The sequence below is a fragment of the Halorubrum sp. CSM-61 genome (assembly GCF_003781945.1).
Lineage (GTDB): Archaea > Halobacteriota > Halobacteria > Halobacteriales > Haloferacaceae > Halorubrum.
The window spans coordinates 291,085-314,872 of sequence record NZ_RJJW01000005.1; the positions used below are offsets into that span (position 1 = coordinate 291,085).

Here is a 23,788-nt window from a genome sequence, read left to right on the forward strand (position 1 = left end):
CGACGCGGTCGGCGGACGGTCCCCGAAACCCCGCGGCGCCGCGGGCGGCAAGCCCGGTGCCGGAGGGGGGAGATGAGCCGGTCCGCGCGGGTCGCCACGCTGACGCTGGCGGTCGTCGCTGCCGGGGCGCTCGTCGCCGGCGTCGCGCTCTCCGGCGCGGCCGCGTCCGGGTCGGGCGACGCCCTCGACCGCGGGGAGGCGGCGTTGGTCGGAAGCGGCGCGGTCGGCGGCGACGTGCCCGCACAGACGACCGAGAGACAGATCCGCGGCTCGCCCGACCTCGACCTGTACCTCTCACAACGGACCGTTCCGAGCGGCGCCGACTCGCAGGTAACGGTCGACATCCTCAACACGGGACAGATGGAGATGGGCAACGACCTCGACCCGCGCGTGACGACCGCCCGCGGGCTCACGCTGGAGGTCGACGACGGCGACGTACCCATCGAGGTGGGCGACGGCACGACGGTGGTCGGCGACGTGCGGACCGACGCGAGCCCCGTCTCCGTCCCGCTCGACGTCACGGTCCCGGACGACGTGTCGGACGGGCGGTACGAGGTCGAGGTGACCGCCCGCTACCGGTACACCTTCGAGGTGGTCCCGGAGTTCAACAACCACAAGGACCGCCGCGGGATCGACGACTTCGATCTGACGGTCGTCGTCGACGACGGCGCGCGGTTCGCGATCCTCGACACCGAGACCGACGCGCAGGTCGGCGGGAGCGGCGACGTGACCGCGACGCTCCGAAACGTCGGCGACGAGGTCGCGCGCGACGCGGTCGTCACCGGGAGCACGACCGGCAGCGGCGCCGTGATCGGAAGCGACGGCAGCGGCGAGGCGTTCGTCGGAGACTGGGAGCCCGGCGAGAACCGGACCGTGACGTTCGACTCGACGATCTCGCCGGACTTCGGCGGCGGGGCGTACGCGTTCGTCTCGACGGTCGACTACCGCGACCGCGACGGGATCGAAGAGACCGCGCCCGCCTCGCGGGCGGGCGTCGTCCCGGCCCCCGAGCAGTCGTTCTCGGTCGAGGACGTGGAGGGCACCCTCGAGGTCGGCTACTCGGGGACCGTCTCCGGGACGCTCACGAACGAGGGCCCGCTCGACGTCGACGACGCGGTGCTGATCGCCGACCCGCAGAGCCAGCGGGTGAGCCTCGGCGAGAGCCGGTACGCGCTCCCGGAGATCCCGGCCGGCGAGTCGGTCGAGTTCTCCTTCGACGCGGACGTGAACGGCAACGCCGACCCCGGACCCCGGCAGTTCCGGTTCACGACCGAGTACGAGAGCGGCGACTCGACGATCGCGGTCGACGAGACCCGGCGGATCGAGGTCGCGCCGCGCCAGCCCGAGTTCGACCTCGTCGCCGACAACACGACGGTGCCGGCGGGTGAGACCCGGCGGGTCTCCTTCGAGATCACGAACCAGCGGCCGGAGACGCTGTCGTCGATCAACGCCGGCTTATACGCCGACAGCCCGCTCTCGGCCCCCAACGACGAGGCGTTCGTCGACGAGCTCGAACCCGGCGACTCGACGGAGATCTGGTTCGAGGTGTCGGCCGCGCCCGGCGCCAGCGTGGAGACCCACCCGGTCGAGCTCGACTTCCGGTACGACGACGAGCGCGGCAACGACCGCATCTCGGACGTGAGCCAGTACCCGATCGAGGTGACCGAGCCCACCGACGACGGCGGCTTCCCGATCGGCCCGCTCGTCGTCGGCCTGCTCGTCGTGGTCGCCGGCGCGGGTGCAGTCGTCTGGTACCGGCGGCGGTGACCGGATGACGGACCGCACATCCGAGCGCCCTCGCGAGCGCCCCCCGCCGCTCGGCGACCGATCGCGGTCTGACGGCCGCCGGAGGCGACCGTGACCGCCGCCGACCGGCTCGTCGAGCGCGTCGACGAGTTCGTCACCGAGCGGCCGGGCGCGGTGATCGCCGTCTTCCTCCTCGTGAGCGTCGTCGCCGTCGGCGGGATCGGCGGGATCGAGACGAGCGCGGGCGCCGACCAGTTCACGCAGGACATCCCCGCCCAGCAGGCGTTAGACGACATCGACGAGGAGTTCGAGACCTCTATCGGCGGGTCGGCCACCGCCGCACAGGTGATCGTCACCGACGACAACGTGCTCTCGCGGTCGACGCTGTTACGGATCTTGGAGACCCAAGACCGGCTGGAGTCGCGGTCGACGCTCCGGGTGGGATCGACGTCGAGCCACGCCGACGCGATCGCGCGTCAGCTCGACCCGACCGCGGAGACCGCGGCTCAGCGACGCGACGCTGTCGCTGACGCGACGCCGCGGGAGCTGCGGGCGGCCATCGACGACGCAGACGCGTCCGGTGCGATCGAGGCGCAGGTGTCGGTCGACTACAACCCGACCGCCCAGACCGCGGACGCCGCCATCGTCGGGATCACCTACGACGTGCCCGACGCGGCGACGACGGCCCGGGTGACGGAGCTGCAGACGCGCAGCGTCGAGGTCGTCGACTCGGTGCCCGGCAACGAGGCCGGCGAGAACGCGATCCTCTTCGGCGACGGAGTGCTCCAGTCGGAGATCACCGCGCTGCTCGGAGACACCGCGATCATCGTGTTCCCCGCGGCGCTGCTGTTGATCCTGGGCTTCCTCGTGTTCGCCTACCGCGACCCGATCGACATGTCGATCGGGCTCGCGGCGCTGCTGTTGTCGCTGTTGTGGACCTTCGGGTTCATGGGGTACGCGGGAATTCCGTTCTCCGACTCGCTGGTCACCGTCTTCCCGCTGTTGCTCGCGGTCGGGATCGACTTCGGGATCCACATCGTCAACCGCTACCGCGAGGAGCGGGGCGAGGGGCTCGGAATCGCGGCCGCGATGCGGACGACGACCGACCAGCTGCTCATCGCGTTCCTGCTCGTGACGATCACCACCGTGTTCGGGCTCGTCTCGAACGTGGCCAGCCCCTTCGAGCCCAACCGCGACTTCGGGATCGTCGCCGCCGCCGGGATCGTGTTCACGCTCGTCGTCTTCGGGATCTTCCTGCCCGCCGCGAAGGTGCTCGCGGACCGCTGGCGCGAGCGGCTCCCGATCCCCGCGTTCGGCACGACCGCGCTCGGCGCGGACGACTCGCGGCTCGGCCGCGTGCTGCGCGTCGGCGTCGACCTCTCGGAGGTCGCGCCCGTCGTCGTCGTCGCCGTGCTCCTCGTCGGCGGCGCTGTCGGGGGCGCGTACGGAACCGGGGTGAACACGGAGTTCTCCGAGGAGGCGTTCTTCCCCGACGAGGACCGGCTGGAGACGTACTCGAACCTCCCGGAGCCGTTCGCGCCGACCGACTACACGTTCCTGCGCGTCCTCACGCTGTTCGAGGAGGAGTTCGAGCAGGACTTCGTCGGGAGCGTGACGCTGTACGTCGACCAGTCGGTGAGAGACGACGACGCCTTGGAGCTGATCGACCGGACCACGCGCAACCCGCCCGACACCTTCGAGACGACTGACGAGCGCCGGGCGGCCTCGACCAGCGTCGTCACCGTCATCGAGGACCAGGCGGCGCGGGACCCCGAGTTCGCGGCCGTCGTCGAACGCAACGACCGGCTGGGCACGGGGGTGCCCGACCGCGACGTCGACGAGGTGTACGACGCCCTGCTCGACTCCCCGGCCGAGGGACAGGCCCGCGGCTACCTCGCCGACGACCGCGGGAGCGCGCGGATCGACTACACGATCCGGCCGGGGGTCGACAACTCCGAGGCGGTCGCGGACGTGCGCGAGCTCGCCGAGCGCACCCCGCTGGAAGCGGTGCCGACCGGGAGCCTCGTCGTCAACGAGGCCGTGATCGACCGGCTCACCGAGTCCGCGATCCGGAGCCTGTTCGCGGCGTTCGCGCTCACGGCGATCTTCCTCGCGCTGTCGTACGCGTACCTGGAGGGGAAGGCCGTCTACGGACTCCTCAACCTCGTTCCCGTGCTGGTCACGGTGGGGCTGCTGGCGGGGTCGATGCGGCTGTTCGACATTCCGCTGACGCCGATCAACGCTCCGATCCTCTCGGTGTCGATCGGGCTCGGGGTCGACTACACCGTCCACTTCGTCCACCGGTTCGTCGACGAGTACAAGGCGGGCCACCCGATCGACGAGGCGCTGGACATCACCATCGCCGGCACCGGGGGCGCGCTCACCGGAAGTATGCTCACGACCGTCTGCGGGCTCGGCGTCCTGTGGCTCGCCGTGATCCCCCTCCTGCGGGACTTCGGCGTGCTGCTCGCGCTGGGCGTGCTGTACGCGTACCTCTGCTCGATCCTGCTCGTCCCCTCGCTCGTCGTCGTCTGGGACCGGTACGGGGACCGAGTCGGGCTGGGGCTCGACGGCGGGCTCCGCGAGTCGCCCGGCGAGCGCGCGGACTAGTCGCTCGTCGGTTCCTCGGCCCCGTCGACGCGCTCGGGTTCCTTGACGCGTTCGGGGACCTCGTCCCGCGCGCGCCGCGACTGCGCCTTCCCAGCGAGCACCGCCGCGACGTAGACCGCGACGGCGACGAGGACGATGGTGCCGCCGGCGGTCGTGTTGTACCGGAACGACAGCGTGATCCCGACGAGCACGGCGATCTGTGCGAGCACGACGGACGCGAGCAACGCCTCGCGGAACCCGCGCGCGAGCTGGGCGGCGGCCGCGACGGGGACGACTAACATTGCGGCGACGAGGATGACGCCCATGATCTGCATCGCGCCGACGACGACGAGGGCGGTCAGCGTCGTCATCAGGCGGTTGTACCAGGGGACGTTGACGCCGGCGACGCGGGCCGCGGTCTCGTCGAAGGTCACGTACAGCAGCTGTTTGTACGTCACCGCGACGACCAGCGCGACGACCGCGAAGAGGACGACCAGCAGGACGGCGTTCTCCCGCGAGACCGTCGAGAGGTTCCCGAACAGGTACTGGTTGATGCCGACCGCGAGCCCGCCGGTGTTCAGGCTGATGAGGACCGCGCCGAGGGCGAACCCGGTCGAGAGCACGATCGCCATCGACACGTCGTTGTACGCGTCGGTGGTCTCGGAGATCAGCTCGATCGCCAAGGCGGCGATCACGGCGACGACGATCGCCGTGACGTACGGGGAGATCCCGGTGCCGAGAAGCGAGTTGACGAACAGCCCGATCGCGACGCCCGCGAACGCGGTGTGTGCGAGCGCGTCGCCGATCAGTGCGAGCTGGCGGTGGACGAGGAACGTGCCGATGAGCGGCGCCATCACCGCGATGAGCGCGCCCACGAGGAACGCGTGATGCATGAACACGTACTCCAACATCGCGATCCCCAGCTTCTCCCCGAGCCAGCCGAGCCCGTCGCTCCACAGCCCGACGAGGCGAGCGAGGAGGTCGTAGGGGGCCGAGAGGAGAGGGACGGAGGCGACCGCTGCGGGCGGGAGGGGAGCGGCGATCACGTGACGATCCCCCCTTCCTCGCGCCGCACGTTCGTCCCGTACGCGCGGCCGAGCGCGTCGCTCTCGGCGAACGCGACCGGGTCGCCGTCGAAGTACACCTCGCGGTTGAGACAGACGACCCGTGAGGCGTGTTCGACGACGGCGCCGATGTCGTGTTCGACGAGGAGCACGGTCATCCCGTCGGCGACGAGCCCGTCGAGGAGCTCGAAGAACGCCTCGACCGACTCGGCGTCGACGCCGACCGTCGGCTCGTCCAAGACGAGCAGCTCCGCCTCGCCGGCGAGCGCGCGGGCGATGTAGGTCCGCTGGCGCTGGCCGCCGGAGAGCGCGGTGATCTTGCGGTCGGCGAGGTGCTCGATCCCGACCGTCCGGAGCGCCTCGCGGGCGTGTTCGCGGTCCTCGGCGGTCACCCGACCGAACCCGGCGCGCGGGAACCGCCCCATCAGGACGACCTCGCTCACCGTGATCGGCATCCGCTTCTCGTCTTCCGTCACGTCCTGCGCGACGTAGCCGACGCGCTCGCGCTCCGCGAACGCCCGGGCCGGGTGTCCGAGCAGCTCCGCGGACCCAGAGTCGGGCTCGTGGAGCCCCAAGAGGAGTCGGAGCAGCGTGCTCTTGCCCGAGCCGTTGGGGCCGACGATCCCGACGTACTCGCCGCGCTCGACGCGGATATCGACGCCCTCGACGACCGGGGCCGCGGCGTAGCCGAAGGTCAGGCCTCGGGCCTCGACGAGCGGACCGTCGTCGGCGTCGGTCGGTACCGATTCCCCGTTCATGGCTCGAAGTTACGCCCGTGGTCGGCGAACGTCACGTCCTCCGGGTCGTCGACGCCGAGCAGGATCCGGAACGTGGGGAGGTTCACCTCTCGGGCGATGTCGAAGTACCCCCACCCGCGCTCGACCCACGACTCCGCGGTTCCCGCGTACGGCGTCACGGGGTAGTACGCCTCCACGTCGGTCTGTTCGAGCAGCTGGCGCGCCGGGCGGATCGGCTCGAACACGGCGGCGCCGATGTGCTCGATGCCGTGCTCGGCGATCGCGTCCTGCGCTCGCTGCATGTCCGCCGGCCGCACGTCGTCGTTCGCCGCGAGGTTCACCACCAGCGGTTCGATCGTCGCGTCGTACCGCTCGGCGAGGTACGCGAACGCGTTGTGCGCGGCCAGGAACGCCACGTCGCGCTCGGCCGCGTCGAAGGCCGCCTGCCACTCCTCGTCGAGCGCGTCGAGCTCCTCGGCAAGGGCGGCGGCGTTCTCCCGGATCGTCGCCTCGTGGTCCTGATCGACCGCGGTCAGCCCGTCGGCGATGTTCTCGACGGCGCCCTTCGCGCGCTGCGGGTCGAGCCAGAAGTGCGGGTCCTTCGCCCCCTCGACGGCCTCCTCCTCCTCGTCGAGCGAGTCGGCCAGCGGGATCAGGTCGACTCCAGCCCGGGCGTTGATGAGTTCGGTCTCGGTCGATTCGGCCGCGAGCGCGTCGATCGCCCGGTCGACCCACGGCTGGAAGTCGGGGCCGACGTGGACGAGGGCGTCGGCGTCGGTGATCCGGCGCTGGATCGACGGGTCCGGCTCCCAGCCGTGGCCGTGGAGCCCGGTCGGAACGAGGTTCTCGACCGCGACGTCCGTCCCCTCCGCGAGCGAGTCGGCGAAGTCGTAGAACGTGAAAAACGAGGCGACGACGGTGTGTTCGGCGTCGTCGCTGTCGCCGGTCCCGTCGCCGGTGTCGTCGCTGTCGTCGGCCGAGCCCGCGTCGGCCGCGTTCCCGGTGCAACCGGCGAGCCCTCCCGCGAGAGCCCCCGCGCCGATCGCGGCGAACCGACGCCGGGAGACGTTCGAGGAACTGTTCGCGTCCGTGTACATACCACTGTTTAGCGAAGGAGCGTATATTATACTTCTGGTCGAATAAAAAGATTAGATGAGTCTAATTCTCTCGCAGTCGGGTCCCGTTCTGAACCGCCGACACGACTTTGTCTCCCGGCGTGGACCGGTACGTCGATGGCGGACTCCTCCACGCGCGAGCGGTTCAGGCGGAACGCGAGCGAGATCGCCTCCACCGTGGTGACGGGGACGTGGCTCGCGGCGCTCTTCCTCGGCGTCGAGTGGTGGCTCCCGCTGATGCTGTTCGGCTACATCGTCGTCGTGCCGGTGGTCGCGATGCTGTTCGGCGAGGACGAGGAGTCGGAGCGGATCGACGGCGACCCGGCGACGGGGTGGGAAGCGGACGGGGAGAGGGAACGCGAGAGCAGACGAGAGACGGACCGGATCGCGGACGGCGACACCGCCGACGCGCTCGACCGGCTTCGGGCCCGGTACGCCGAGGGCGACCTCACCGACGAGCAGTTCGAGCGGAAGCTCGACCGGCTGCTGGAGACGGAGACGCCGGAAGACGCCGCGGAGTACGTCGAACGGGGCCGCAGAGTCGAATCGGACCCGGAGCGCGACGTCGAGCGCGACCGCTGAGCCGGACGGACGGATCCGGGCCGGCGGCGATCTCGGTCGGCCGAAGCGCGAACCTCAAGCTTCAATGCGCGCGGTCGATTTCACGGTGTATGAGCGACCAACAGCTTCGCAAGGAGGCGCACGACCTCGACGTCACCGTCTGGGTCGGGAAACACGGTGTCGACGCGGTCGTCGACGAGACGGCCGACCAGCTCGACGACGCCAAGCTCGTGAAGGTGAAGTTCCTCCGAGCCGCGCGCGGCGGAACCACGACCGAGGAGCTCGCCGCGGAACTCGCCGAGGCGGTCGACGCGGACCTGATAGAGACGCGCGGGAACACGGCGGTGCTGCACTGATGGGCGCGCCCGCGGGGGTGCTCGGCACCGTCGCGGTCGCGGGCACGCTGGAGCCGTACCTCGGCCCGCTGACCGGGCTCATCGTCGACGCGGCGATCTTCCTCGCCGTCGTCGTCGCGACGTACGTCCTTTATAAGTCGGTCATCGCGTCGCTGATGGGGCGCCTGTTCGACAGACAGGGGCTCGACGAACACGCACGACGCCCGCTCCAGAAGGTCGTGGCGTTCCTCGTGCTGTTCGCGGGCGTCACCGTCGCGTTCGGCGCGGCGGGGTATCAGGGGTTCCTGCGCTCGCTGGCGACGATCGCGGCCGCGGCGACGCTCGCGATCGGCTTCGCGCTCCAGGACGTGATCAAGAACTTCGTCGCGGGCGTGTTCATCTACACGGACAAGCCGTTCCGCATCGGCGACTGGATCGAGTGGCAGGGGAACTCGGGGGTCGTCGAGGACATCTCGCTCCGAGTCACCCGCGTGCGCACGTTCGACAACGAACTGCTCACGGTGCCGAACCACGCCCTGACGAGCGACGTGGTGAAGAACCCGGTCGCGAAGAAGACCCTGCGGCTGAAGTTCGTCTTCGGGATCGACTACGAGGACGACGTTGAGACGGCGACCGAGATCATCGTCGAGGAGGCCGAGAAGAGCGACGCGATCTTGGAGGACCCCGCGCCCTCGGTGCGGCTGACCGAGCTGGCCGACTCGTACGTCGGCCTGCAGTCGCGGATCTGGATCGACGACCCCTCGCGGGCCGACTTCGTGAAGGCGCGAGCCGACTACGTGAAGGCCGTCAAAGAGCGGTTCGACGAGGAGGACATCACGATCCCGTTCCCGCAGCGCACCGTTTCGGGGCGGGACGCGTGGTCGGAGCCCGCCTCGTTCGGCGGGGAGCCGTAGGCGCTCGGTGAGGCGGTAGGCGCTCGCCGTCGCCGAAGCCGCTCAACGACGGGGCGCGGCGGGGCGATCCGTCCGACTCCCGATAGTAACGAACTTGAGGGTCGGGTCTCTCGTTGCGCCCATGCATGTGGTCGTCATCGGGGCCGGCGAGGTCGGCACGAGCATCGCTGCGAGCCTCGCATCGGACCACGAGGTCGTCGTCATCGACGTCGACCCGGACCGCGCGGAGCAGCTCAAGTACGAGCTCGACGTGCTCACGATCGCCGGCGACGGGACCACCTCGGGGATCCAGACGGCGGCCGACGTCGGACGGGCCGACATGGTCATCGCCTGCACCGACAACGACCAGACGAACCTCGTCGCCTGCGGCACCGCGAAGACCCTCGGCGAGGGGTTCACGATCGCCCGCGTGAAGAGCACGGACTTCCTCCGCACGTGGGAGGGCAACGAGGGCGCGTTCGGCGTCGACTTCATGGTGTGTACGGATCTCTTGACCGCCGAGAACATCGTCCGCGTCATCGGGCTCCCGGCCGCGATCGACGTCGACCCCTTCGCGAGCGGGCTCGTCCAGATGGCCGAGTTCGAGATCGCGGAGGGGAGCCCGGTGGCCGGCCAGACCGTCTCGCAGGCCGACCGCTTCGAGTCGCTCACGTTCGTCGGTCTGTTCCGCGACGGGGAGATGACGATCCCCCGCGGCGACACCGGCATCGCGGTCGGGGACCGCGCGGTCGTGATCGGGAGCCCGGAGAGCGTCCAGTCGTTCGCGACCGACGTGGCGCCGGAGACGACCCCCGACCGCGCAGACGAGATCGTCGTCGTCGGGGGCAGCGAGATCGGGTACCAGACCGCCCGGCTGTTAGAGGAGCGCGACTTCAAGCCGCGGCTGATAGAGCGCGACGCCGACCGCGCGCGATGGCTCGCGGAGAATCTCCCGAACACGGTGGTGATGGAGCACGACGCCACCGACACCGAGTTCCTCTCTCGAGAGCACGTCGACGACGCGGACATCCTCGTCACCGCGCTCCGCTCCGACGAGAAGAACCTGCTCGTCTCCGTGCTCGCCAAGCGGCTGGGCGTCAATCGGGTGATCGCCGTCGTCGACAGCGCGGATTACGTCACCGTCTTCGAGGAGATCGGCATCGACATCGCGATCAACCCCCGCACGGTGACCGCCGAGGAGATCACGCGGTTCACCTACGAGAGCGTCGCCGAGAACATCGCCGTCCTGGAGAACGATCAGGCCGAGGTGCTCGAACTCGAACTCACCGAGGGGTGCGGGCTCACCGGGCGCCCGATCTCGGAGATCGTCGCGGAGAGCGACGCGCGGTTCGTCATCGGGGCGATCACCCGCGACCACAGGCTGGTCACCCCCCGCGGGGACACCGTGCTTCAGGCCGGCGACCACGTGATCTTGCTCGTGGAGTCCGACTCGGTGAGCGACATCGCCTCGATGGCGTAACCCGTCCGTGACCACCACCATCCGAGTCGGCTGGCGAGCGAGCGTGGGACTCACCGGAGACGTCCTTACGGCTCTCCCCGTTCCCCTGGCCTTTCCGCTCCTCGTCGCGCTCTACTACGGCGAATCGACGCTGCCCTTTGTCGCCGCGATCGCGGTCTCGCTCGCGCTCGGGGCGGCGTTCCGGTCGATGCAGGACCCCGAGGTAAACCTCGGCCCCCGCGAGGCGTTCCTCGCGGTCGCGATGATCTGGTTCCTCGTCGCCGCGGTCGGCGCGATCCCGTTCGTCGTCGCCGGCGTCGGGACGATCGCCCACCCCGTTAACGCGATGTTCGAGGCGATGAGCGGGTTGACGACGACGGGCGCGACCGTCTTGCGCGACTTCTCGCTCCACTCTCGGTCCGTGCTCATGTGGCGGCAGGTGATCCAGTGGCTCGGCGGGCTCGGCATCCTCATCCTGGCGACCGCGGTCCTCTCCGAGCTCGGCGTCGGTGGCGCACAGCTCATGGAGACGGAGTCGCAGACGAAAGACGTCAACAAGCTCACGCCGAAGATCTCACGGACCGCACAGCTGATCTGGGGGATCTACTTCGGGCTCACCGGGCTCGCGGTCGTCGTCTACTTCCTGCTCGGGCTCGCCGTCGACCCGCGGATGGACCTGTACAACGCGATCGCCCACGCGTTCACCTCGGTCGCGACGGCCGGGTTCTCCCCCCAGCCGCTCTCCGTCGGCGCGTTCCACCCGCTCATCCAGTGGGCGGTCGTCCCGTTCATGGTGATCGGCTCGACCAGCTTCGTCCTCATCTACTTCGCCATCAACGGGGAGCCGATGCGCCTTCTGAAGAACGAGGAGTTCCACTTCTATCTGGGCGCGATGGGGACGCTCGCGTCGATCGTCGCCCTCGGTCTGTTCCTCGATCCGAGTTCCACCTTCGGCGCCGAGGAGACGATCCGGCACGCCGTCTTCAACGTCGCGTCGATCGTGACGACGACCGGGTACGCCAGCACCGACTACGTGCTGTGGGCGCCCGCGGCGAAGCACATGCTGTTCATGGGGATGTTCATCGGCGGGATGGTCGGGTCGACCACCTGTTCGATCAAGTCGCTGCGGTGGCTGGTCGCGCTGAAGTCGTTCAAGCGGAACCTCTACACCGCGATCCACCCGGAGTCCGTTCGGCCGGTCCGGATCTCGGGGCGGCCCATCGACGAGGGCGCGGTTCGCGACATCTACGCGTACCTCCTGTTGAGCATCGCGATATTCTTCCTGCTCGCCGTGGTCATCGTCGTCGACGCCGAGCGGGCGAACCTCCGAGTAGACGAGTTCGAGGCGCTCGGCGCGGCGGCGACGACGTTCCTCAACATCGGCCCCGCGTTCGGCGACGCGGGCCCGTACGGGACGTTCGCGTCGTTCCCGATGAGCACCCGGGCCGTGATGATCGTCCTGATGTGGATCGGCCGGATCGAGATCATCCCGGTGCTCGTGCTGTTCACGAAGGCGTTTTGGACCTCGTAGCGACTCTCGACGGTCGAGGGTCGAGCGACGGGCCGGCGTCGTTGTAACTTCGTTTCCAAGCCGGAGCTCGGAGTGGACGCCCTCTCGTAGACGATTGATACCGGGAGTACGTATATCGATATGGTGGAGTGGTTGTCTATACGGGATCGAGTGGCGTTGCTGTCGGTTGTTTATAAGTGGTCGACGGCGTTGCGGTGAAGACCTCTCGGGGATCGACGGTGAACACCTCCAAAGCCCCAGCCACTGCGGGCGGCGCACGCTCGCTGCGCGCCTCACTCGGTCGCTCACGGCGTTCGCTCCCTCGTTGCGGTGCTTGCGTCCCCTGCGCCGCCCGCAGCGACTGCCCCTTTGAGTCCCACCCCACCCCGCACCGCAACCGCACCTCACGCCTCCCCAGCCTCGTCGGCTCGGCGCTTATAAGCGCCGAGCCGACTCCCTCGCGCGTGCTCTCGCCGGCGGCGTTGCCGCCGGCTGTCAGAGGCGCTTCGCGCCTCGCTACTCGCGCCCGATGAGCCCTCGGAGGCACGCGCCACCGCCGTTTATTTATATGTGGTCGTCGTCGCTCGCGACTGTTTAAATACTCACTCGCCACCACCGATCTGCGATACCCACTCCTGCTATCGCTCGCTCGTCGAGTTGGGACCGGCGGACGGGCGGTGCGGGGAAATGCGGGACTCGTGAGAGTCCGACCCTGAGCGAAACGGTCTCGCCGATCAGAAGAACAGCCAGATGACCAGCAGCGCGTACAGCACCGCGAGCGAGATGATCGTCAGTCGGATCAGGATGTTGACGCTGAAGACGAGCCCGTTGTAGTCGTTTTTCAGCAGCTTGAGCGGGCGGGTCTTTCGGCTCGCAAGCCCGATCGTCGCGGGGGCCACGTCGGCGGCGGCCCGTTCCACCGCCTCGCGCAGGGCGTCGGTGTCGGACCGCGTCGCGTTGGCGAGCTCGTGGACGGAGGCGTGGGTGTCCGTCGAGAAGACGAGGACCTCGTCGAACTCCCCGCGGTAGTCGTCCGCCAGCTCCCGCACGTCGGGGGTGACCCCGTTGGTGTCTATCCCCATCAGCAGCACATCCTGCCCGTCGACCGACTCGACGATCGCCGCCACGTCCTGCTCCGCGCGCCGGACCGCGAAGCCCGCCGCGTAGTCGTGAAGGGGCGCGTCGGCGAGCCGGTCGCGGAAGTCGTCGAAGTGGGTCTTCAGCCGGTCCGCCTCGGCGGAGCCGTACAGCACCTCCTTCTCCGGGCCGTCCTGGAGGTCGTGTTTGTGAAGGTCCACGAGCAGCACCTCGGACCCGTCGACGTCGCCCGTGAACACGCCCGTGTCGTAGTCGTCGATCCCCTCGCCGTGGAGGAAGATCACCTGTTTGTCGCCGATCCGTCGCCCGTAGAACTCGATCTCGCCGTAGTCGTGGCGCACCAGCCGCGACGCGCTGGCGACGCGCTCGGGGTCGGCGACCGCGTCGAGGATCGTCTCGGCGTCCTCCGGGTCCGAGAGGTCCTCCTTGTGCGTGCAGGGGACGTGAAGGAAGAAGCCGCCGTCGCCCTCGGCCCCGTCGTTCAAGGCGTCGATGACGTTCCCGCTCAGCTGGCCGCCGCCGAACCCGCCGAGCGGGCCGGGGTGGACCCACGGCGCGGCGAGCGTCAGCCGGTCGCCGTTGTCGATCGCGAGCGTCTCGACGGCGGGCCGGGCCTCGACGCCCAGATCGAGCGAGGCGCGGTCGTTCTGGAGGATGCCGGAGGTGAGCTCGAACGCGGAGACGTCGGTGTTGCTCCGGATGAGGTAGTCGACGATCGCGAGCACCAACACGAGGAACGCCGCGGCGATGAGCAGCGAGGCGAACGCGAACACGTGGCGGTACGTCGAAAATCCGAGATCGCCGCCCGCGAACGCGTAGAACGCGGCGATCAGCGCCGCCGGCTCCGCGAGCGCGACGACGAGGATCCGCCTGTAGCGGCCGATCCCCGTCGAGACGACGAGCACGAGGATGTTGATCAGGTAGACCGTGATAAAGAGGAGCCAGACGATGCTCCACGCGTTCCCCACGTCGTTGGCCCCGGAGAGGACCAGCGCGTGGACGAACGTGACGAACTGGTTGACCAGGGCCAGAAAGAAGCTCCACGTCCGCGGGTACCCCGGGAGGACGCGGTAGAACAGCTCTCCGGCGAACAGGAAGGGGAGCAGGAAGAGCAGCACCGCGACCGGGAGGAGCGTCGACGGCTCCGGGGAGAGGGGCGTGAACGCCGAGAAGGCGGCAAAGGAGACGACGCTGTACGCGACCGCGAGGACCGCCATCGCGGGGAGCTGCTGTGAGAGCGGCGGGACGCTGAACACCAGTCGCTGGAAGACGTCGACGTTGTCCGCGCCCATCTACGACACCCCGTATATCTCCTCCAAGTCGTCGATCGTCCGCTCGACCGAGTACTCCTCGACCGCCTCGCGAGTGGGCCTGTCGCCGTCGAGGCAGTCGACGACGGCGCGCTCCATGTCGACGAGGTCGCCGTGTTCGAACCGGGCCCCGTTGTCCGGCCCGATGGTGCGGTCGAACGGCGGCACGTCGGCGGCGGCGACCGGCGTTCCGCAGGCGTTCGCCTCCAGCGTCGAGAGCCCGAGCGTGTCGCAGGTCGACGCGGTGACGAAGACGTCGAGCGCGGAGTAGAACGCCGGGAGGTCCTCGCGCGGGAGGAAGTCCCGGAACCGGACGTTCCCCTGGGCGCCGCGTTCGAGTTCGTCCCGGACCGGTCCCTCGCCCACCAGTTCGAACCGCAGGTCGGGCCGGCGCTCGGCCAGCCGGAGGATCTCGTCGACGTTCTTGTTGTGGGTCATCCGACCGCTGTACCCCACCGTCGGCTCGTCGCTCGCGAACTTCGAGTCGGCGACCGGACTGAACGTGTCCGTCTCGATGCCGACGGGGAGCTTCCGCGGCGTCACGTCCCGCCGGATCCGCGAGGTCGACGCGGTGACGCAGTCGAACGACCGGAGGAACCGGTTCTCGTACGCCACGTACGCCCGACCGGCGATCCCGGCCAGCGACTCCAGTTTCAGCCCCTGGACGAAGTAGTCCTCCACGGGAGTGTGGTGGGTGTACACGGACTTCACGCCGCGCTTCTTCGCGTATCGGCGGCCCATCAGGCCGGTCGAGGCCGGCCCGTGGCAGTGGACCACGTCGAGGTCGGGAAGCGACGAGAGTCGCCGGTACAGCGGAACGCGGTACTGCCGGTAGAAGGGGTTCGGCAGCGACGGCACGGGGATCTCGCGGTCGTCGGGCTCGTAGCTGCTCGCCGGGTAGACGACGTACACCTCGTGGCCGCGGTCCTCGAGTCGGTCCCGCCACGAGCGGATCGTGTACGTCACGCCGTCGACGCCCGGAAAGTAGCTGTCCGTGAAGAATCCGATGTTCATGCGAGGGCTCGCCGTCGCCGCGTCGTCTGTCGCGCGTCGCCGCCGGAGCACGTTCCGGAGTCGGTCGACTGCGCCGATCCGCCGCGGACCGGATCCGAGGGCACCGCCGTGTTCGGGGCCGCCGTCGGCCGGGGAAGCGCCGCCGTCTCGCCCCCGGCGCGATCGGACCGTCTCGCAGCGCCGTCGTCGTGTCCAGACTGTGCCACGGTTGTTACGTCGCGGATTTTCTTCGGACGTGCATCAACATTTTCATTTCTCGACCGCTCCGGTCGCGGTCGGACGGTCGCTCCGATCGCGGCCCCGATCGCCGTCCCGAACTCCCGGACGGGCTCCCGCCCCGCGGCCTCACCATTAACCGGTCGGCGCGCGAACGCCCGTCCATGATCACCACCGATCGGATGGCGGCGGTCGACGCCAACGCCGCCGCCCTCGGCGTCCCGCGGAAGCAGCTGATGGAGTCGTCCGGCAACGCGGTCGCCCGCGAGGTCCGGGCGATCGCCGACCCCGGCGCGACGATCGAGCTGTTCTGCGGGCGCGGGAACAACGGCGGCGACGCGTTCGTCGCGGCGCGCTTTCTCTCGGAGTACGACGCGACGGTCCGCCTGCTCGGACGCCCCGAGTCGATCCGGACCGAGATCGCGCGCGAGAACTGGGATGCCCTCGAAAGCGCCGAGATTCCGACCGAGACGGTCTCTGACGCCGCCGACCTCGCGCTCGACGACCCGGACGTGATCGTCGACGCGATGCTCGGGACCGGAGCGACGGGGGCGCTTCGGGAACCGGAACGCACCGCGGCGCGGCTGGCGAACGAGAGCGACGCCGCGGTCGTCGCCGTCGACGTGCCCTCCGGGATCGACGCCGACACCGGCGAGCCGACCGGTTCCGGGGATGCGAACCCCGATCCCGTCCACGTCGAGGCCGACCGCGTCGTCACCTTCCACGACGAGAAGCCCGGGCTGTCGGCGCTCGACGCGGACGTGACCGTCGCGGACATCGGCATCCCGGCGGCGGCGGAGCGGTTCACCGGCCCCGGCGACCTGCTCGGGATCGCGCGCGATCCGGACTCGCACAAGGGCGAGAACGGCGAGGTGCTCGTGATCGGCGGCGGCCCGTACGCCGGCGCGCCCTCCCTCTCGGCCCGGTCGGCGCTCCGGACCGGCGCCGACCTCGTGCGCGTCGCCTGCCCGGAGACGGTGGCGCGGACGGTACAGGGGTACTCCGCGGACCTGATCGTCCGCGGGCTCCCGGGCGACCGGATCGGTCCGGCCCACGTCGACCGCGCGCTGGCGCTCGCCGACGGCAACGACGTCGTCGTGCTCGGGCCGGGGCTCGGCGACGGCGACGAGGCGAGCGAGTTCGTCCGCGAGTTCCTCTCGCGGTACGACGGGCGCGCGGTCGTCGACGCCGACGCGCTGCGGGTCGTCCCCGAGGTCGACACGGACGCGGGGCTGATCTGCACGCCGCATCAGGGCGAACTGGTGGGGATGGGCGGCGAGACCGCCGACGACCCCGACGAGCGCGCGGAGCTCGTGCGGGCGTTCGCCGACGAGATCGGCCACACGCTGCTGGTGAAGGGCGCGACGGACGTGGTCACAGACGGCGACGCGGTTCGGCTGAACCGCACGGGCAACCCGGGAATGACCGTCGGCGGGACCGGCGACGTGCTGGCGGGCGCGGTGGGCGCGCTCGCGGCCGTGACGAGCCCCTTCGAGGCGACCGCGGTCGGGGCGTACGTCAACGGGCTGGCCGGCGACGCGGCGGCCGAGGAGATGGGATACGGCCTCGTGGCGACGGACTTACCCGACCGGATTCCCGAGGCGATGCGTGATGAGTGACGACCCCGACGACGGCGTCGCCGACGAGGCGACCGACGGCCTCGCTGCCGACCTGACCCACACCGACGCGTCCGGCGAGGTCAGGATGGTCGACGTGGGCGACAAGCCCGACACGAGCCGCCGCGCGGTCGCGCGCGGCGAGATCCGGCTGACCCCCTCGACGATCGCGGCCGTCGAGGCCGACGAGGTCGGCAAGGGCGACGTGCTCGCGACCGCGCGGGTGGGCGCGGTGCAGGCCGTCAAACACACCTGGGAGACGATCCCGATGTGCCACCAGATCCCGATCACGAACGTCGACACCGACTTCGCGGTCGACGACGACCGGATCGAGCTGACGGTCGCCGTGGAGACGACCGGGAAGACGGGCTGCGAGATGGAGGCCTTAGAGGGCGTGACCACCGGGCTCAACGTCGTCTGGGACATGGTGAAGGCCGCGGAGAAGGACGACGACGGCGGCTATCCCGACACCGGGATCACGGACGTCGAGGTCGTCGAGAAGGAGAAGCGACCCACCGGGGAGTGAACCGTAGTCGCAGTCGTCTCGCGTTCACGACCTCACTCCGCGTTCACCGTGACCGCATATTCGTAGTCTTTCGAGCGCCGTTCTCCGACCGTCTTTCCGACGCTGAACCCGTACTCGTATTCACCGGGTTCGGCGTCCTGTGCGGCTTGGACCGTCACGCTTAGCGTCGCGTTGGTGCAGTCGTCCCACACGTAGATCGGCGGACAGGAGTCGGCCTGCGAGTCTATGGGGGGTCTGAACTCGACGTCCCCGAACTGTACCGGCGCGTCGTTCGGACCGCACTTGTACAGTCGCGAATCGAACGAAAAATTCGTAATACCGTCTACGCGGACGTCGAACGTCTCCGAGCCGCCGGGATCGAGTTCCGGTTCCTCGACCTCGACGGTCGGCGGCCAGCTCCCCTCGCCCGTACACGACGGACAGTTACCGAGACAGACGTCGCCGCCGAGACAACCACCTAACCCCGCGACTGCCGCCCCGGCGCTTCCGGCGAGGAGTCGACGTCGTCGCATATTTGGACTTTCGTGTAAACCACAATCAAATTACCGCAGCGCCGCCGTATCTGGACGCCGTTCCGCGTCGTATCTGACGCCCTTCCGTCACGATCGCGTCCGAAACCCCTTCCTCCTACCGGTCCAAGAAGGGCGGAATGACGACCTCGGCGCGCTTCTCGTCGCCGCGCACGACGACGCTCACCTCGGTGCCCGGCTCCGTGTAGTGCTCGTGGAGGTACCCCAATCCGATCGGCTCGTCGAGCGTGGGGCTCATCGTGCCGGAGGTGAGCTGGCCGACTCGGGTGAGGTCGCCGTCGGTGACGGCGTAGCCGTTGCGGGGGACGCCGCGTTCGAGCAGGCGGACCCCGACGAACTTCTCGTCGACGCCCTCCTCCTTCTGGGCCTCGAGGGCGTCGCGACCGACGAACTCCGTGTCGAGCTTTACGACGAACCCGATCCGGGCCTCGTAGGGGCTCCGCGGCTCGGTCTCGGGGTCGAAGTCCTGCCCGGAGAGGAGATAGCCCATCTCGGTTCGAAGGGTGTCGCGCGCGCCGAGCCCGCAGGGCTGGGCGTCCCGCGGCGCGTCGGCGAACGCCCCCCAGACGGTCTCCGCGTCGCCCGCGGGGCACATCACCTCGAAGCCGTCCTCGCCGGTGTAGCCGGTTCGAGCGACCCAGCTATCGACCTCCCCGACCGCCGCGACGGTCGCTTCGAACTTCGAGAGCCCGACGACCCGGTCCGCGGGGGTCGCGTCGTCGAGCGCGTCGGCCGCGTCCGGCCCCTGTACCGCGAGCATCGCCCAGTCGTCGGTGGCGTTCGCGACCGCGGCGTCGAGCCCCTCGTCGTCCCGGTAGTCGACCCACCGGTCGTACATCTGCCCGTCGTGGCCCGCGTTGGGGACGAAGAGGTAGGCGGGGTCGCCGGAGCCGGCGTCGAGGTCGCGGTCGAGTCCGGCGAGCGCGTCGTCGCCGTCGCCCGCCTCGATCCCGTCCGGGAGGCGGTAGACGACCGTGTCGTCGAGCATGACGCCCTCCTCGTTCGTGATCGCGGCGTACTGGGAGTCGCCCGGGTCGAGCGCCGCCACGTCGTTGGTCGTGAGGCGGTTCATCAGCGTCGTCGCGTCCGGCCCCGACACCTCGATCTCGCCCATGTGCGACACGTCGAAGACGCCGAGCGAGCCGCGGACCGCCGCGTGCTCCTCGCTGATCGAGTCGAACTCGACCGGCATCTGCCACCCGCCGAAGTCGGTGAACTTCGCGCCGCGATCCGCGTGGACCCCGTGGAGCGGGGTGCGTCGGTCTGACATGGCTGACCCGTCGCTCGGCCCGACCTAAGGTCTTGTCATCCCCCGCACCCGGTCCCCGTCTCGCGATCCCGCCGCACCGCGGCCGCAACCGCGCCGCGCCCCGGCCGCGATCCATCCGACCGCCGACAGCCTCAAGCCGTTTCCACCCCGGATAGCGTACGTGACGCGCAACCTCTCCGGGCTGCTCGCGCCCGCCGCCGCGGTCCTGCTGGTCGCGGTCGTCGTCGCCGCGGTCGCGGGCGCGTGGCCCCCTTTCGTGGCCGTCGAGAGCGGGAGCATGGCCCCGGAGGTCGAGCGGGGCGACCTCGTCGTCGTCACCTCGATCGACAGGTTCCCCTGGGGCGGGCTCGTCGGCGCGGCCGAATCCGACGCGCCGACCACGTTCGGGAGCCCCGGCGACGTGGTCGTCTTCGACCCGCCGAGCGACGGCCAACGCCCGATACTGCACCGGATCGCCTTCCCCGTGAGCGCCGGCGAGGACTGGACGGACCGGGCCGACCCCGCGCTGCTCGACGGCGACTGCGCGACGATCGCGGCGTGTCCCGCACCCTACGACGGGTACGTCACCTACGGCGACGCCAACGGCGAGTACGACCAGAGCGCCGGGATCGCCCCGGTCGTCCGCGAGGAGTGGATCACGGCCAAGGCGCTGTTCGCGGTCCCGAACCTCGGCTGGTTCCGCGTCGGCGCCGACGCCGCGATAGCGCGGGTGGGACTCCTCCCGACCGCGGTCGGGTTCGGTGGCCTCGCCGCCGCCACCGGCGGGTTCGGCGCGCTCCTCTTCGGGCGGATCGGGGCGCGGCGAGGGGCTCGCAACGGGCGCGAGCGATAGAAAGAGCGGGCCGATCAGTCGCCGATCGGTCGCCGGTTACGACCCGTCGCCGTTTTCGCCGTCGCCATCGTCGCCGCCTCTGTCGCCGTCGAGCGTCACCGAGTCGTTTGTGGCGTTCCGGAGGGCGTCGGACCGGCCGAACTCGCCGGGCGCGATCGCGAGCGTCCGGATCCCGTACCCGTTCGCGGTCTCGACGACCGGCTTGAAGTCGGTGTCCCGCGAGGCGATCGCGAGCGTCGACATTCTCCCTTCCGCCGCGAAGCGCGCCGCGTCGACCGCGAGCTTCACGTCGACGTCGCCGCTCGTGACGACGACCTCGAAGCCGCGGGCCTCCGCGGCCTGAATGAGTCCCGGAGTCGCGTGCTCGTCGAGGTAGAGCCGCGTGGTGACGAGTTGCCCCTCGGCCTCCGCCGCGACCCGCACGTCGTCGAGGTCGACGTCGAACTCCTCGCGCAACACGTTCGGTCCGTCGACGAACAGCGCCACGCCGACGGGTCCGTCGTCCGACCGGCTGGATTCCATGCCTCCCGGTGAGTCGCCCGCGGAGATATGCGTGCTGGTCTGACGGAGCGGAATTGATCCATGAGAACATACCACTTATCAGTGCGTCGATCGTAATCCGTCCATGATATCCCGCGTGCTGGTCCCGATGGACGAGTCGGAGATGGCGGAGCGGGCGCTCCGGTTCGCGCTGGAGGCGCACCCGGACGCCGAGATCGTCGTGCTCCACGTGGTGGGCCAGCCCTCCTCCATGATGGGCGGCGCGGCCGGGCTCGCGCTCGCCGACGACACCGAGGAGGCGGCGAGAGAACAGGCGAGCGACCTGCTCGAGCGCGCCCGCGAGATCGCCGCCGAGAGCGGGACCGAGATCGAGACGGACGTGATGGCCGGCCACCCGGCGCGGTCGGTCGTCGACGCGAGCGAGGAGTTCGACGTCGTCGTCATCGGGAGCCACAGCGGGACCCTCGCGGACCGACTGCTCGTCGGCAACATCGCCGAGAAGATCGTCCGGGGCTCCGCCGCGCCCGTGACGGTCGTTCGGTGAACCGTCGCCTCGACGAGCGGAATCGGCGGTCGTTCTCCCCGCCGTCGTTTCGACTTTTGAACACCTTATATTCGTATTACCACCTGATCGACGACTGTAGTGAATATACGAAGTATTGAAATAGGATGTCCAAGAATGTCGGAGTAAGATGTCTGAATCAAATGCATACACCGTCATTTCCGAGCAGAACGATCACGATTGCACCACGGTACGTGCACATCCGCGCAACGAGACGTTCCACGTCGTCGAGTACGCCGACGAGGACGCCCGCGAGCGCGTCGCGGACCTCCCGGTGGGCTCGGTGGTCAAGATGGAGCTGTCGCGCGCCGGCCGCCGGAGCAACGTCTGGCGCGCCGAGTCGGTCCGGACCGCGCACACCGACGGCGGGGCGGCGGGGGAGTAGAGAGCGAGGAAAGAGAACCGGGAGACGGTTCGGAATCGCTTACGAACCCTCGGAGACGGCCGCTCGTTCCCTTATAAATCGTGTGTCAGCCGCGGGTTCGTCACGGCGCCGTCGGACGCGCCGGCGAAGTCGCGGGCGTACTTCGCGAGGACGCCGCCCTCGTACTGCGGTTCCGGCGCGTCCCACTCCTCGCGGCGCTCGGCGAGCTCCTCCTCGGAGAGGTCGACGGCGAGGTCGCGCTCCGGGATGTCGACGGTGACGTGGTCGCCGTCCTCGATGAGCCCGATCGGGCCGCCGTCGGCCGCCTCGGGCGCGACGTGGCCGATCATCGGGCCGCGGGTCGCGCCGGAGAAGCGGCCGTCGGTGAGCAGCGCCACGTCGTCCTCGTGGCCCGCGCCGACGACGGCGGCGGTGACGCCGAGCATCTCGCGCATGCCGGGACCGCCGGTCGGCCCCTCGTTGCGGATCACGATCACGTCGCCGGAGTCGACCGCGCCCGACTGGACGTACTCCATCGCGTCCTCCTCGTTCTCGAACACGCGGGCCGGCCCCTCGTGATAGAACTCGTCGTCGCCGGTCACCTTCAGCACCGAGCCGTTGGGCGCGAGGTTCCCCTTGAGGATCTTGATGGCGCCCTCCTCCTCCTTGGGGTCGTCGACGGTGTAGAGGAAGTCCGCCTCGATATCGTCGTCGTCCGGGAGGTCGCCGCGCTCCTCCAGTTCCGCGAGCTCCTCGGCGAGGGTGCGGCCGGTGACCGTCATCGCGTCGCCGTGGAGCAGGTCGGCCTCCAGCAAGCGGCGGAGGACCACGGGCACGCCGCCGACCTCGTGGAGGTCGTTCATGACACGGCTCCCGCCGGGCTGGAGGTCCGCGATCTTCGGCGTGCGCCGCGAGATCTCGTCGAAGTCCTCGATCGAGAGGTCCACGTCGGCCTCGGCGGCCAAAGCGAGCAGGTGGAGCACGCCGTTCGTGGAGCCGCCGATGGCGGTCTGTAAGGCGATCGCGTTCTCGAACGACTCCCGCGAGAGGATGTCGGAGGGGCGGCGGTCCTCCTCGATGCACTCTAAGGCGAGCTCGCCGGCGCGCTCGGCGACCTCGTAGCGCTCCGCGTCCTCGGCGGGCGCGGAGGCGGAGCCGAGCGGCGCCATCCCGAGCGCCTCGGAGATGGACGCCATCGTGTTCGCCGTGAACATCCCGCCGCAGGAGCCCGCGCCGGGGCAGGCGTGACGCTCCAGGTCGTCGAGCTCCTCGCCGCTCATGTCGCCCTCGGCGTAGGCGCCGACGCCCTCGAACACCTGCACGATGGTCACGTCGCGCCCCTCGTGCTCGCCGGGCATGATCGAGCCGCCGTAGAGGAACACCGACGGGAGGTCGGTGCGGATCGACGCCATCAGCATGCCGGGGAGGTTCTTGTCGCAGCCGGCGACCGTCACCAGCGCGTCCATCCGCTCGCCGAAGGAGACGAGCTCGACGGAGTCGGCGATCACTTCGCGGGAGATGAGGCTCGCTTTCATCCCCTCGGTCCCCATCGAGATGGCGTCGGAGATGGTGATCGTCCCGAACTCGATCGGCATCCCGCCCGCCGCGTCGATCCCGTCGATCGCGGCGTCCGCCACGTCGTCGAGGTGGACGTTACACGGCGTGATGTCGGCCGCCGGGTTCGGCACGCCGACGATCGGCGACGAGAGGTCCTCGTCGTCGAACCCCATCGCGCGGAACATCGCGCGGTGCGGGGCCTTGTCCGCCCCCTCCGTCACGTCCCTGCTCCGCAGGTCCCCGTCCTTCTCGCCCGCGAACCGGTCCGCGTCGTCGCGGCGTCGGGAGCGCTCTCCCTCCGACCGCGGCTGCTGTTCGCTCATACCCGATCCTGTCCCTCGGGGGTCTTAAACGGACGCAAGGAAACAAGGGTTGCTCGGGGA

Annotated in this window: 21 protein-coding genes; 12 read left to right on the top strand and 9 right to left on the bottom strand. The window is 69.7% G+C overall.

Features of this window, described 5'->3' with window-relative positions:
• Positions 1–72 precede the first annotated feature (72 nt).
• Together EDM04_RS11075 and EDM04_RS11080 are read left to right on the top strand one after the other, a co-directional pair.
• Positions 73–1,767 carry a COG1361 S-layer family protein gene (locus EDM04_RS11075; protein WP_123622045.1) on the top strand — a complete coding sequence of 565 codons (1,695 nt, stop codon included), beginning with the start codon at positions 73–75 and terminating at the stop codon, positions 1,765–1,767.
• A gap of 90 nt (positions 1,768–1,857) precedes the next feature.
• Positions 1,858–4,356, top strand: a complete 2,499-nt coding sequence (locus tag EDM04_RS11080) for an RND family transporter (RefSeq protein ID WP_123622047.1) — start codon at positions 1,858–1,860, stop codon at positions 4,354–4,356.
• Here the strand turns inward: EDM04_RS11080 and EDM04_RS11085 are convergent.
• The 3 genes from EDM04_RS11085 to EDM04_RS11095 are packed head-to-tail and all read right to left on the bottom strand — an operon-like array spanning position 4,353 to position 7,233.
• Positions 4,353–5,378: a metal ABC transporter permease gene (locus tag EDM04_RS11085; protein ID WP_123622174.1), complete on the bottom strand. Its 1,026-nt coding sequence runs from the start codon at positions 5,376–5,378 to the stop codon at positions 4,353–4,355. The genes EDM04_RS11080 and EDM04_RS11085 overlap by 4 nt on opposite strands.
• Positions 5,378–6,157, bottom strand: a complete 780-nt coding sequence (locus EDM04_RS11090; RefSeq protein WP_123622049.1) for a metal ABC transporter ATP-binding protein — start codon at positions 6,155–6,157, stop codon at positions 5,378–5,380. The genes EDM04_RS11085 and EDM04_RS11090 overlap by 1 nt, the downstream gene beginning before the upstream one ends.
• Positions 6,154–7,233, bottom strand: a complete 1,080-nt coding sequence (locus EDM04_RS11095; RefSeq protein WP_123622051.1) for a metal ABC transporter substrate-binding protein — start codon at positions 7,231–7,233, stop codon at positions 6,154–6,156. The genes EDM04_RS11090 and EDM04_RS11095 overlap by 4 nt, the downstream gene beginning before the upstream one ends.
• Positions 7,234–7,368: 135 nt before the next feature.
• Here EDM04_RS11095 and EDM04_RS11100 point away from each other — a divergent pair, with 135 nt between their 5' ends.
• From EDM04_RS11100 to EDM04_RS11120, 5 genes are all read left to right on the top strand, one after another.
• Positions 7,369–7,833 (top strand): SHOCT domain-containing protein, encoded by a 465-nt coding sequence (locus tag EDM04_RS11100; RefSeq protein ID WP_123622053.1) that lies wholly within the window; start codon positions 7,369–7,371, stop codon positions 7,831–7,833.
• 89 nt (positions 7,834–7,922) lie between these two features.
• Positions 7,923–8,168 (top strand): YhbY family RNA-binding protein, encoded by a 246-nt coding sequence (locus EDM04_RS11105; RefSeq protein ID WP_123622055.1) that lies wholly within the window; start codon positions 7,923–7,925, stop codon positions 8,166–8,168.
• The gene (locus EDM04_RS11110; RefSeq protein WP_123622057.1) at positions 8,168–9,061 is read left to right on the top strand and encodes a mechanosensitive ion channel family protein; all 894 of its coding nucleotides are present in this window, start codon (positions 8,168–8,170) and stop codon (positions 9,059–9,061) included. Before EDM04_RS11105 ends, EDM04_RS11110 begins: the two co-directional genes overlap by 1 nt.
• A gap of 121 nt (positions 9,062–9,182) precedes the next feature.
• Positions 9,183–10,520: a Trk system potassium transporter TrkA gene (gene trkA / locus EDM04_RS11115; protein WP_123622059.1), complete on the top strand. Its 1,338-nt coding sequence runs from the start codon at positions 9,183–9,185 to the stop codon at positions 10,518–10,520.
• Between the two features lie 7 nt (positions 10,521–10,527).
• Positions 10,528–12,030: a TrkH family potassium uptake protein gene (locus EDM04_RS11120; protein WP_123622061.1), complete on the top strand. Its 1,503-nt coding sequence runs from the start codon at positions 10,528–10,530 to the stop codon at positions 12,028–12,030.
• Between the two features lie 713 nt (positions 12,031–12,743).
• On the opposite strand, the gene EDM04_RS11125 is transcribed toward EDM04_RS11120, so the two are convergent.
• Positions 12,744–14,399, bottom strand: coding sequence for a DUF2070 family protein (locus EDM04_RS11125; protein ID WP_123622063.1), 1,656 nt, complete (start codon positions 14,397–14,399; stop codon positions 12,744–12,746).
• Complete coding sequence (locus EDM04_RS11130; RefSeq protein WP_123622065.1) at positions 14,400–15,431, bottom strand: glycosyltransferase; 1,032 nt, start codon at positions 15,429–15,431, stop codon at positions 14,400–14,402.
• Between the two features lie 380 nt (positions 15,432–15,811).
• On the opposite strand from EDM04_RS11130, the gene EDM04_RS11135 reads away from it, so the two are divergent.
• Both EDM04_RS11135 and moaC read left to right on the top strand, forming a co-directional pair.
• The gene (locus EDM04_RS11135) at positions 15,812–17,266 is read left to right on the top strand and encodes an NAD(P)H-hydrate dehydratase (RefSeq protein WP_123622067.1); all 1,455 of its coding nucleotides are present in this window, start codon (positions 15,812–15,814) and stop codon (positions 17,264–17,266) included.
• The gene (gene moaC / locus EDM04_RS11140; RefSeq protein ID WP_123622069.1) at positions 17,259–17,789 is read left to right on the top strand and encodes a cyclic pyranopterin monophosphate synthase MoaC; all 531 of its coding nucleotides are present in this window, start codon (positions 17,259–17,261) and stop codon (positions 17,787–17,789) included. Before EDM04_RS11135 ends, moaC begins: the two co-directional genes overlap by 8 nt.
• A 32-nt stretch (positions 17,790–17,821) precedes the next feature.
• Here moaC and EDM04_RS11145 read toward each other — a convergent pair whose 3' ends face one another.
• Together EDM04_RS11145 and gcvT are read right to left on the bottom strand one after the other, a co-directional pair.
• Positions 17,822–18,301 carry a hypothetical protein gene (locus EDM04_RS11145; RefSeq protein ID WP_123622071.1) on the bottom strand — a complete coding sequence of 160 codons (480 nt, stop codon included), beginning with the start codon at positions 18,299–18,301 and terminating at the stop codon, positions 17,822–17,824.
• A gap of 115 nt (positions 18,302–18,416) precedes the next feature.
• Positions 18,417–19,589: a glycine cleavage system aminomethyltransferase GcvT gene (gene gcvT / locus EDM04_RS11150; protein WP_123622073.1), complete on the bottom strand. Its 1,173-nt coding sequence runs from the start codon at positions 19,587–19,589 to the stop codon at positions 18,417–18,419.
• A 160-nt stretch (positions 19,590–19,749) separates the two neighbouring features.
• Between gcvT and EDM04_RS11155 the strand changes: the two genes are divergently transcribed.
• Positions 19,750–20,421 carry a S26 family signal peptidase gene (locus tag EDM04_RS11155; RefSeq protein WP_123622075.1) on the top strand — a complete coding sequence of 224 codons (672 nt, stop codon included), beginning with the start codon at positions 19,750–19,752 and terminating at the stop codon, positions 20,419–20,421.
• A gap of 36 nt (positions 20,422–20,457) precedes the next feature.
• Here EDM04_RS11155 and EDM04_RS11160 read toward each other — a convergent pair whose 3' ends face one another.
• A complete protein-coding gene (locus EDM04_RS11160) occupies positions 20,458–20,943 on the bottom strand; it encodes an NYN domain-containing protein (RefSeq protein WP_123622078.1) in 486 nt (161 codons plus the stop codon).
• 103 nt (positions 20,944–21,046) lie between these two features.
• On the opposite strand from EDM04_RS11160, the gene EDM04_RS11165 reads away from it, so the two are divergent.
• Entirely contained in the window at positions 21,047–21,466 is a 420-nt protein-coding gene (locus EDM04_RS11165) for a universal stress protein (protein WP_123622080.1), read from the top strand.
• Positions 21,467–21,614: 148 nt separating this feature from the next.
• A complete protein-coding gene (locus tag EDM04_RS11170; RefSeq protein ID WP_123622082.1) occupies positions 21,615–21,869 on the top strand; it encodes a hypothetical protein in 255 nt (84 codons plus the stop codon).
• A gap of 71 nt (positions 21,870–21,940) precedes the next feature.
• On the opposite strand, the gene ilvD is transcribed toward EDM04_RS11170, so the two are convergent.
• Positions 21,941–23,728 (bottom strand): dihydroxy-acid dehydratase, encoded by a 1,788-nt coding sequence (gene ilvD / locus EDM04_RS11175; protein WP_123622084.1) that lies wholly within the window; start codon positions 23,726–23,728, stop codon positions 21,941–21,943.
• Between the last annotated feature and the right edge of the window lie 60 nt (positions 23,729–23,788).

Coding starts and splice junctions, on each gene's coding strand:
- EDM04_RS11125 (WP_123622063.1), bottom strand. CDS start 14,399: ATGGGCGCGGACAACGTCGACGTCTTCCAGCGACTGGTGTTCAGCGTC.
- EDM04_RS11165 (WP_123622080.1), top strand. CDS start 21,047: ATGATATCCCGCGTGCTGGTCCCGATGGACGAGTCGGAGATGGCGGAG.
- EDM04_RS11095 (WP_123622051.1), bottom strand. CDS start 7,233: ATGTACACGGACGCGAACAGTTCCTCGAACGTCTCCCGGCGTCGGTTC.
- gcvT (WP_123622073.1), bottom strand. CDS start 19,589: ATGTCAGACCGACGCACCCCGCTCCACGGGGTCCACGCGGATCGCGGC.
- trkA (WP_123622059.1), top strand. CDS start 9,183: ATGCATGTGGTCGTCATCGGGGCCGGCGAGGTCGGCACGAGCATCGCT.
- EDM04_RS11160 (WP_123622078.1), bottom strand. CDS start 20,943: ATGGAATCCAGCCGGTCGGACGACGGACCCGTCGGCGTGGCGCTGTTC.
- EDM04_RS11090 (WP_123622049.1), bottom strand. CDS start 6,157: ATGAACGGGGAATCGGTACCGACCGACGCCGACGACGGTCCGCTCGTC.
- EDM04_RS11075 (WP_123622045.1), top strand. CDS start 73: ATGAGCCGGTCCGCGCGGGTCGCCACGCTGACGCTGGCGGTCGTCGCT.
- EDM04_RS11105 (WP_123622055.1), top strand. CDS start 7,923: ATGAGCGACCAACAGCTTCGCAAGGAGGCGCACGACCTCGACGTCACC.
- EDM04_RS11130 (WP_123622065.1), bottom strand. CDS start 15,431: ATGAACATCGGATTCTTCACGGACAGCTACTTTCCGGGCGTCGACGGC.
- EDM04_RS11145 (WP_123622071.1), bottom strand. CDS start 18,301: ATGCGACGACGTCGACTCCTCGCCGGAAGCGCCGGGGCGGCAGTCGCG.
- EDM04_RS11110 (WP_123622057.1), top strand. CDS start 8,168: ATGGGCGCGCCCGCGGGGGTGCTCGGCACCGTCGCGGTCGCGGGCACG.
- moaC (WP_123622069.1), top strand. CDS start 17,259: ATGAGTGACGACCCCGACGACGGCGTCGCCGACGAGGCGACCGACGGC.
- EDM04_RS11100 (WP_123622053.1), top strand. CDS start 7,369: ATGGCGGACTCCTCCACGCGCGAGCGGTTCAGGCGGAACGCGAGCGAG.
- ilvD (WP_123622084.1), bottom strand. CDS start 23,728: ATGAGCGAACAGCAGCCGCGGTCGGAGGGAGAGCGCTCCCGACGCCGC.
- EDM04_RS11135 (WP_123622067.1), top strand. CDS start 15,812: ATGATCACCACCGATCGGATGGCGGCGGTCGACGCCAACGCCGCCGCC.
- EDM04_RS11170 (WP_123622082.1), top strand. CDS start 21,615: ATGTCTGAATCAAATGCATACACCGTCATTTCCGAGCAGAACGATCAC.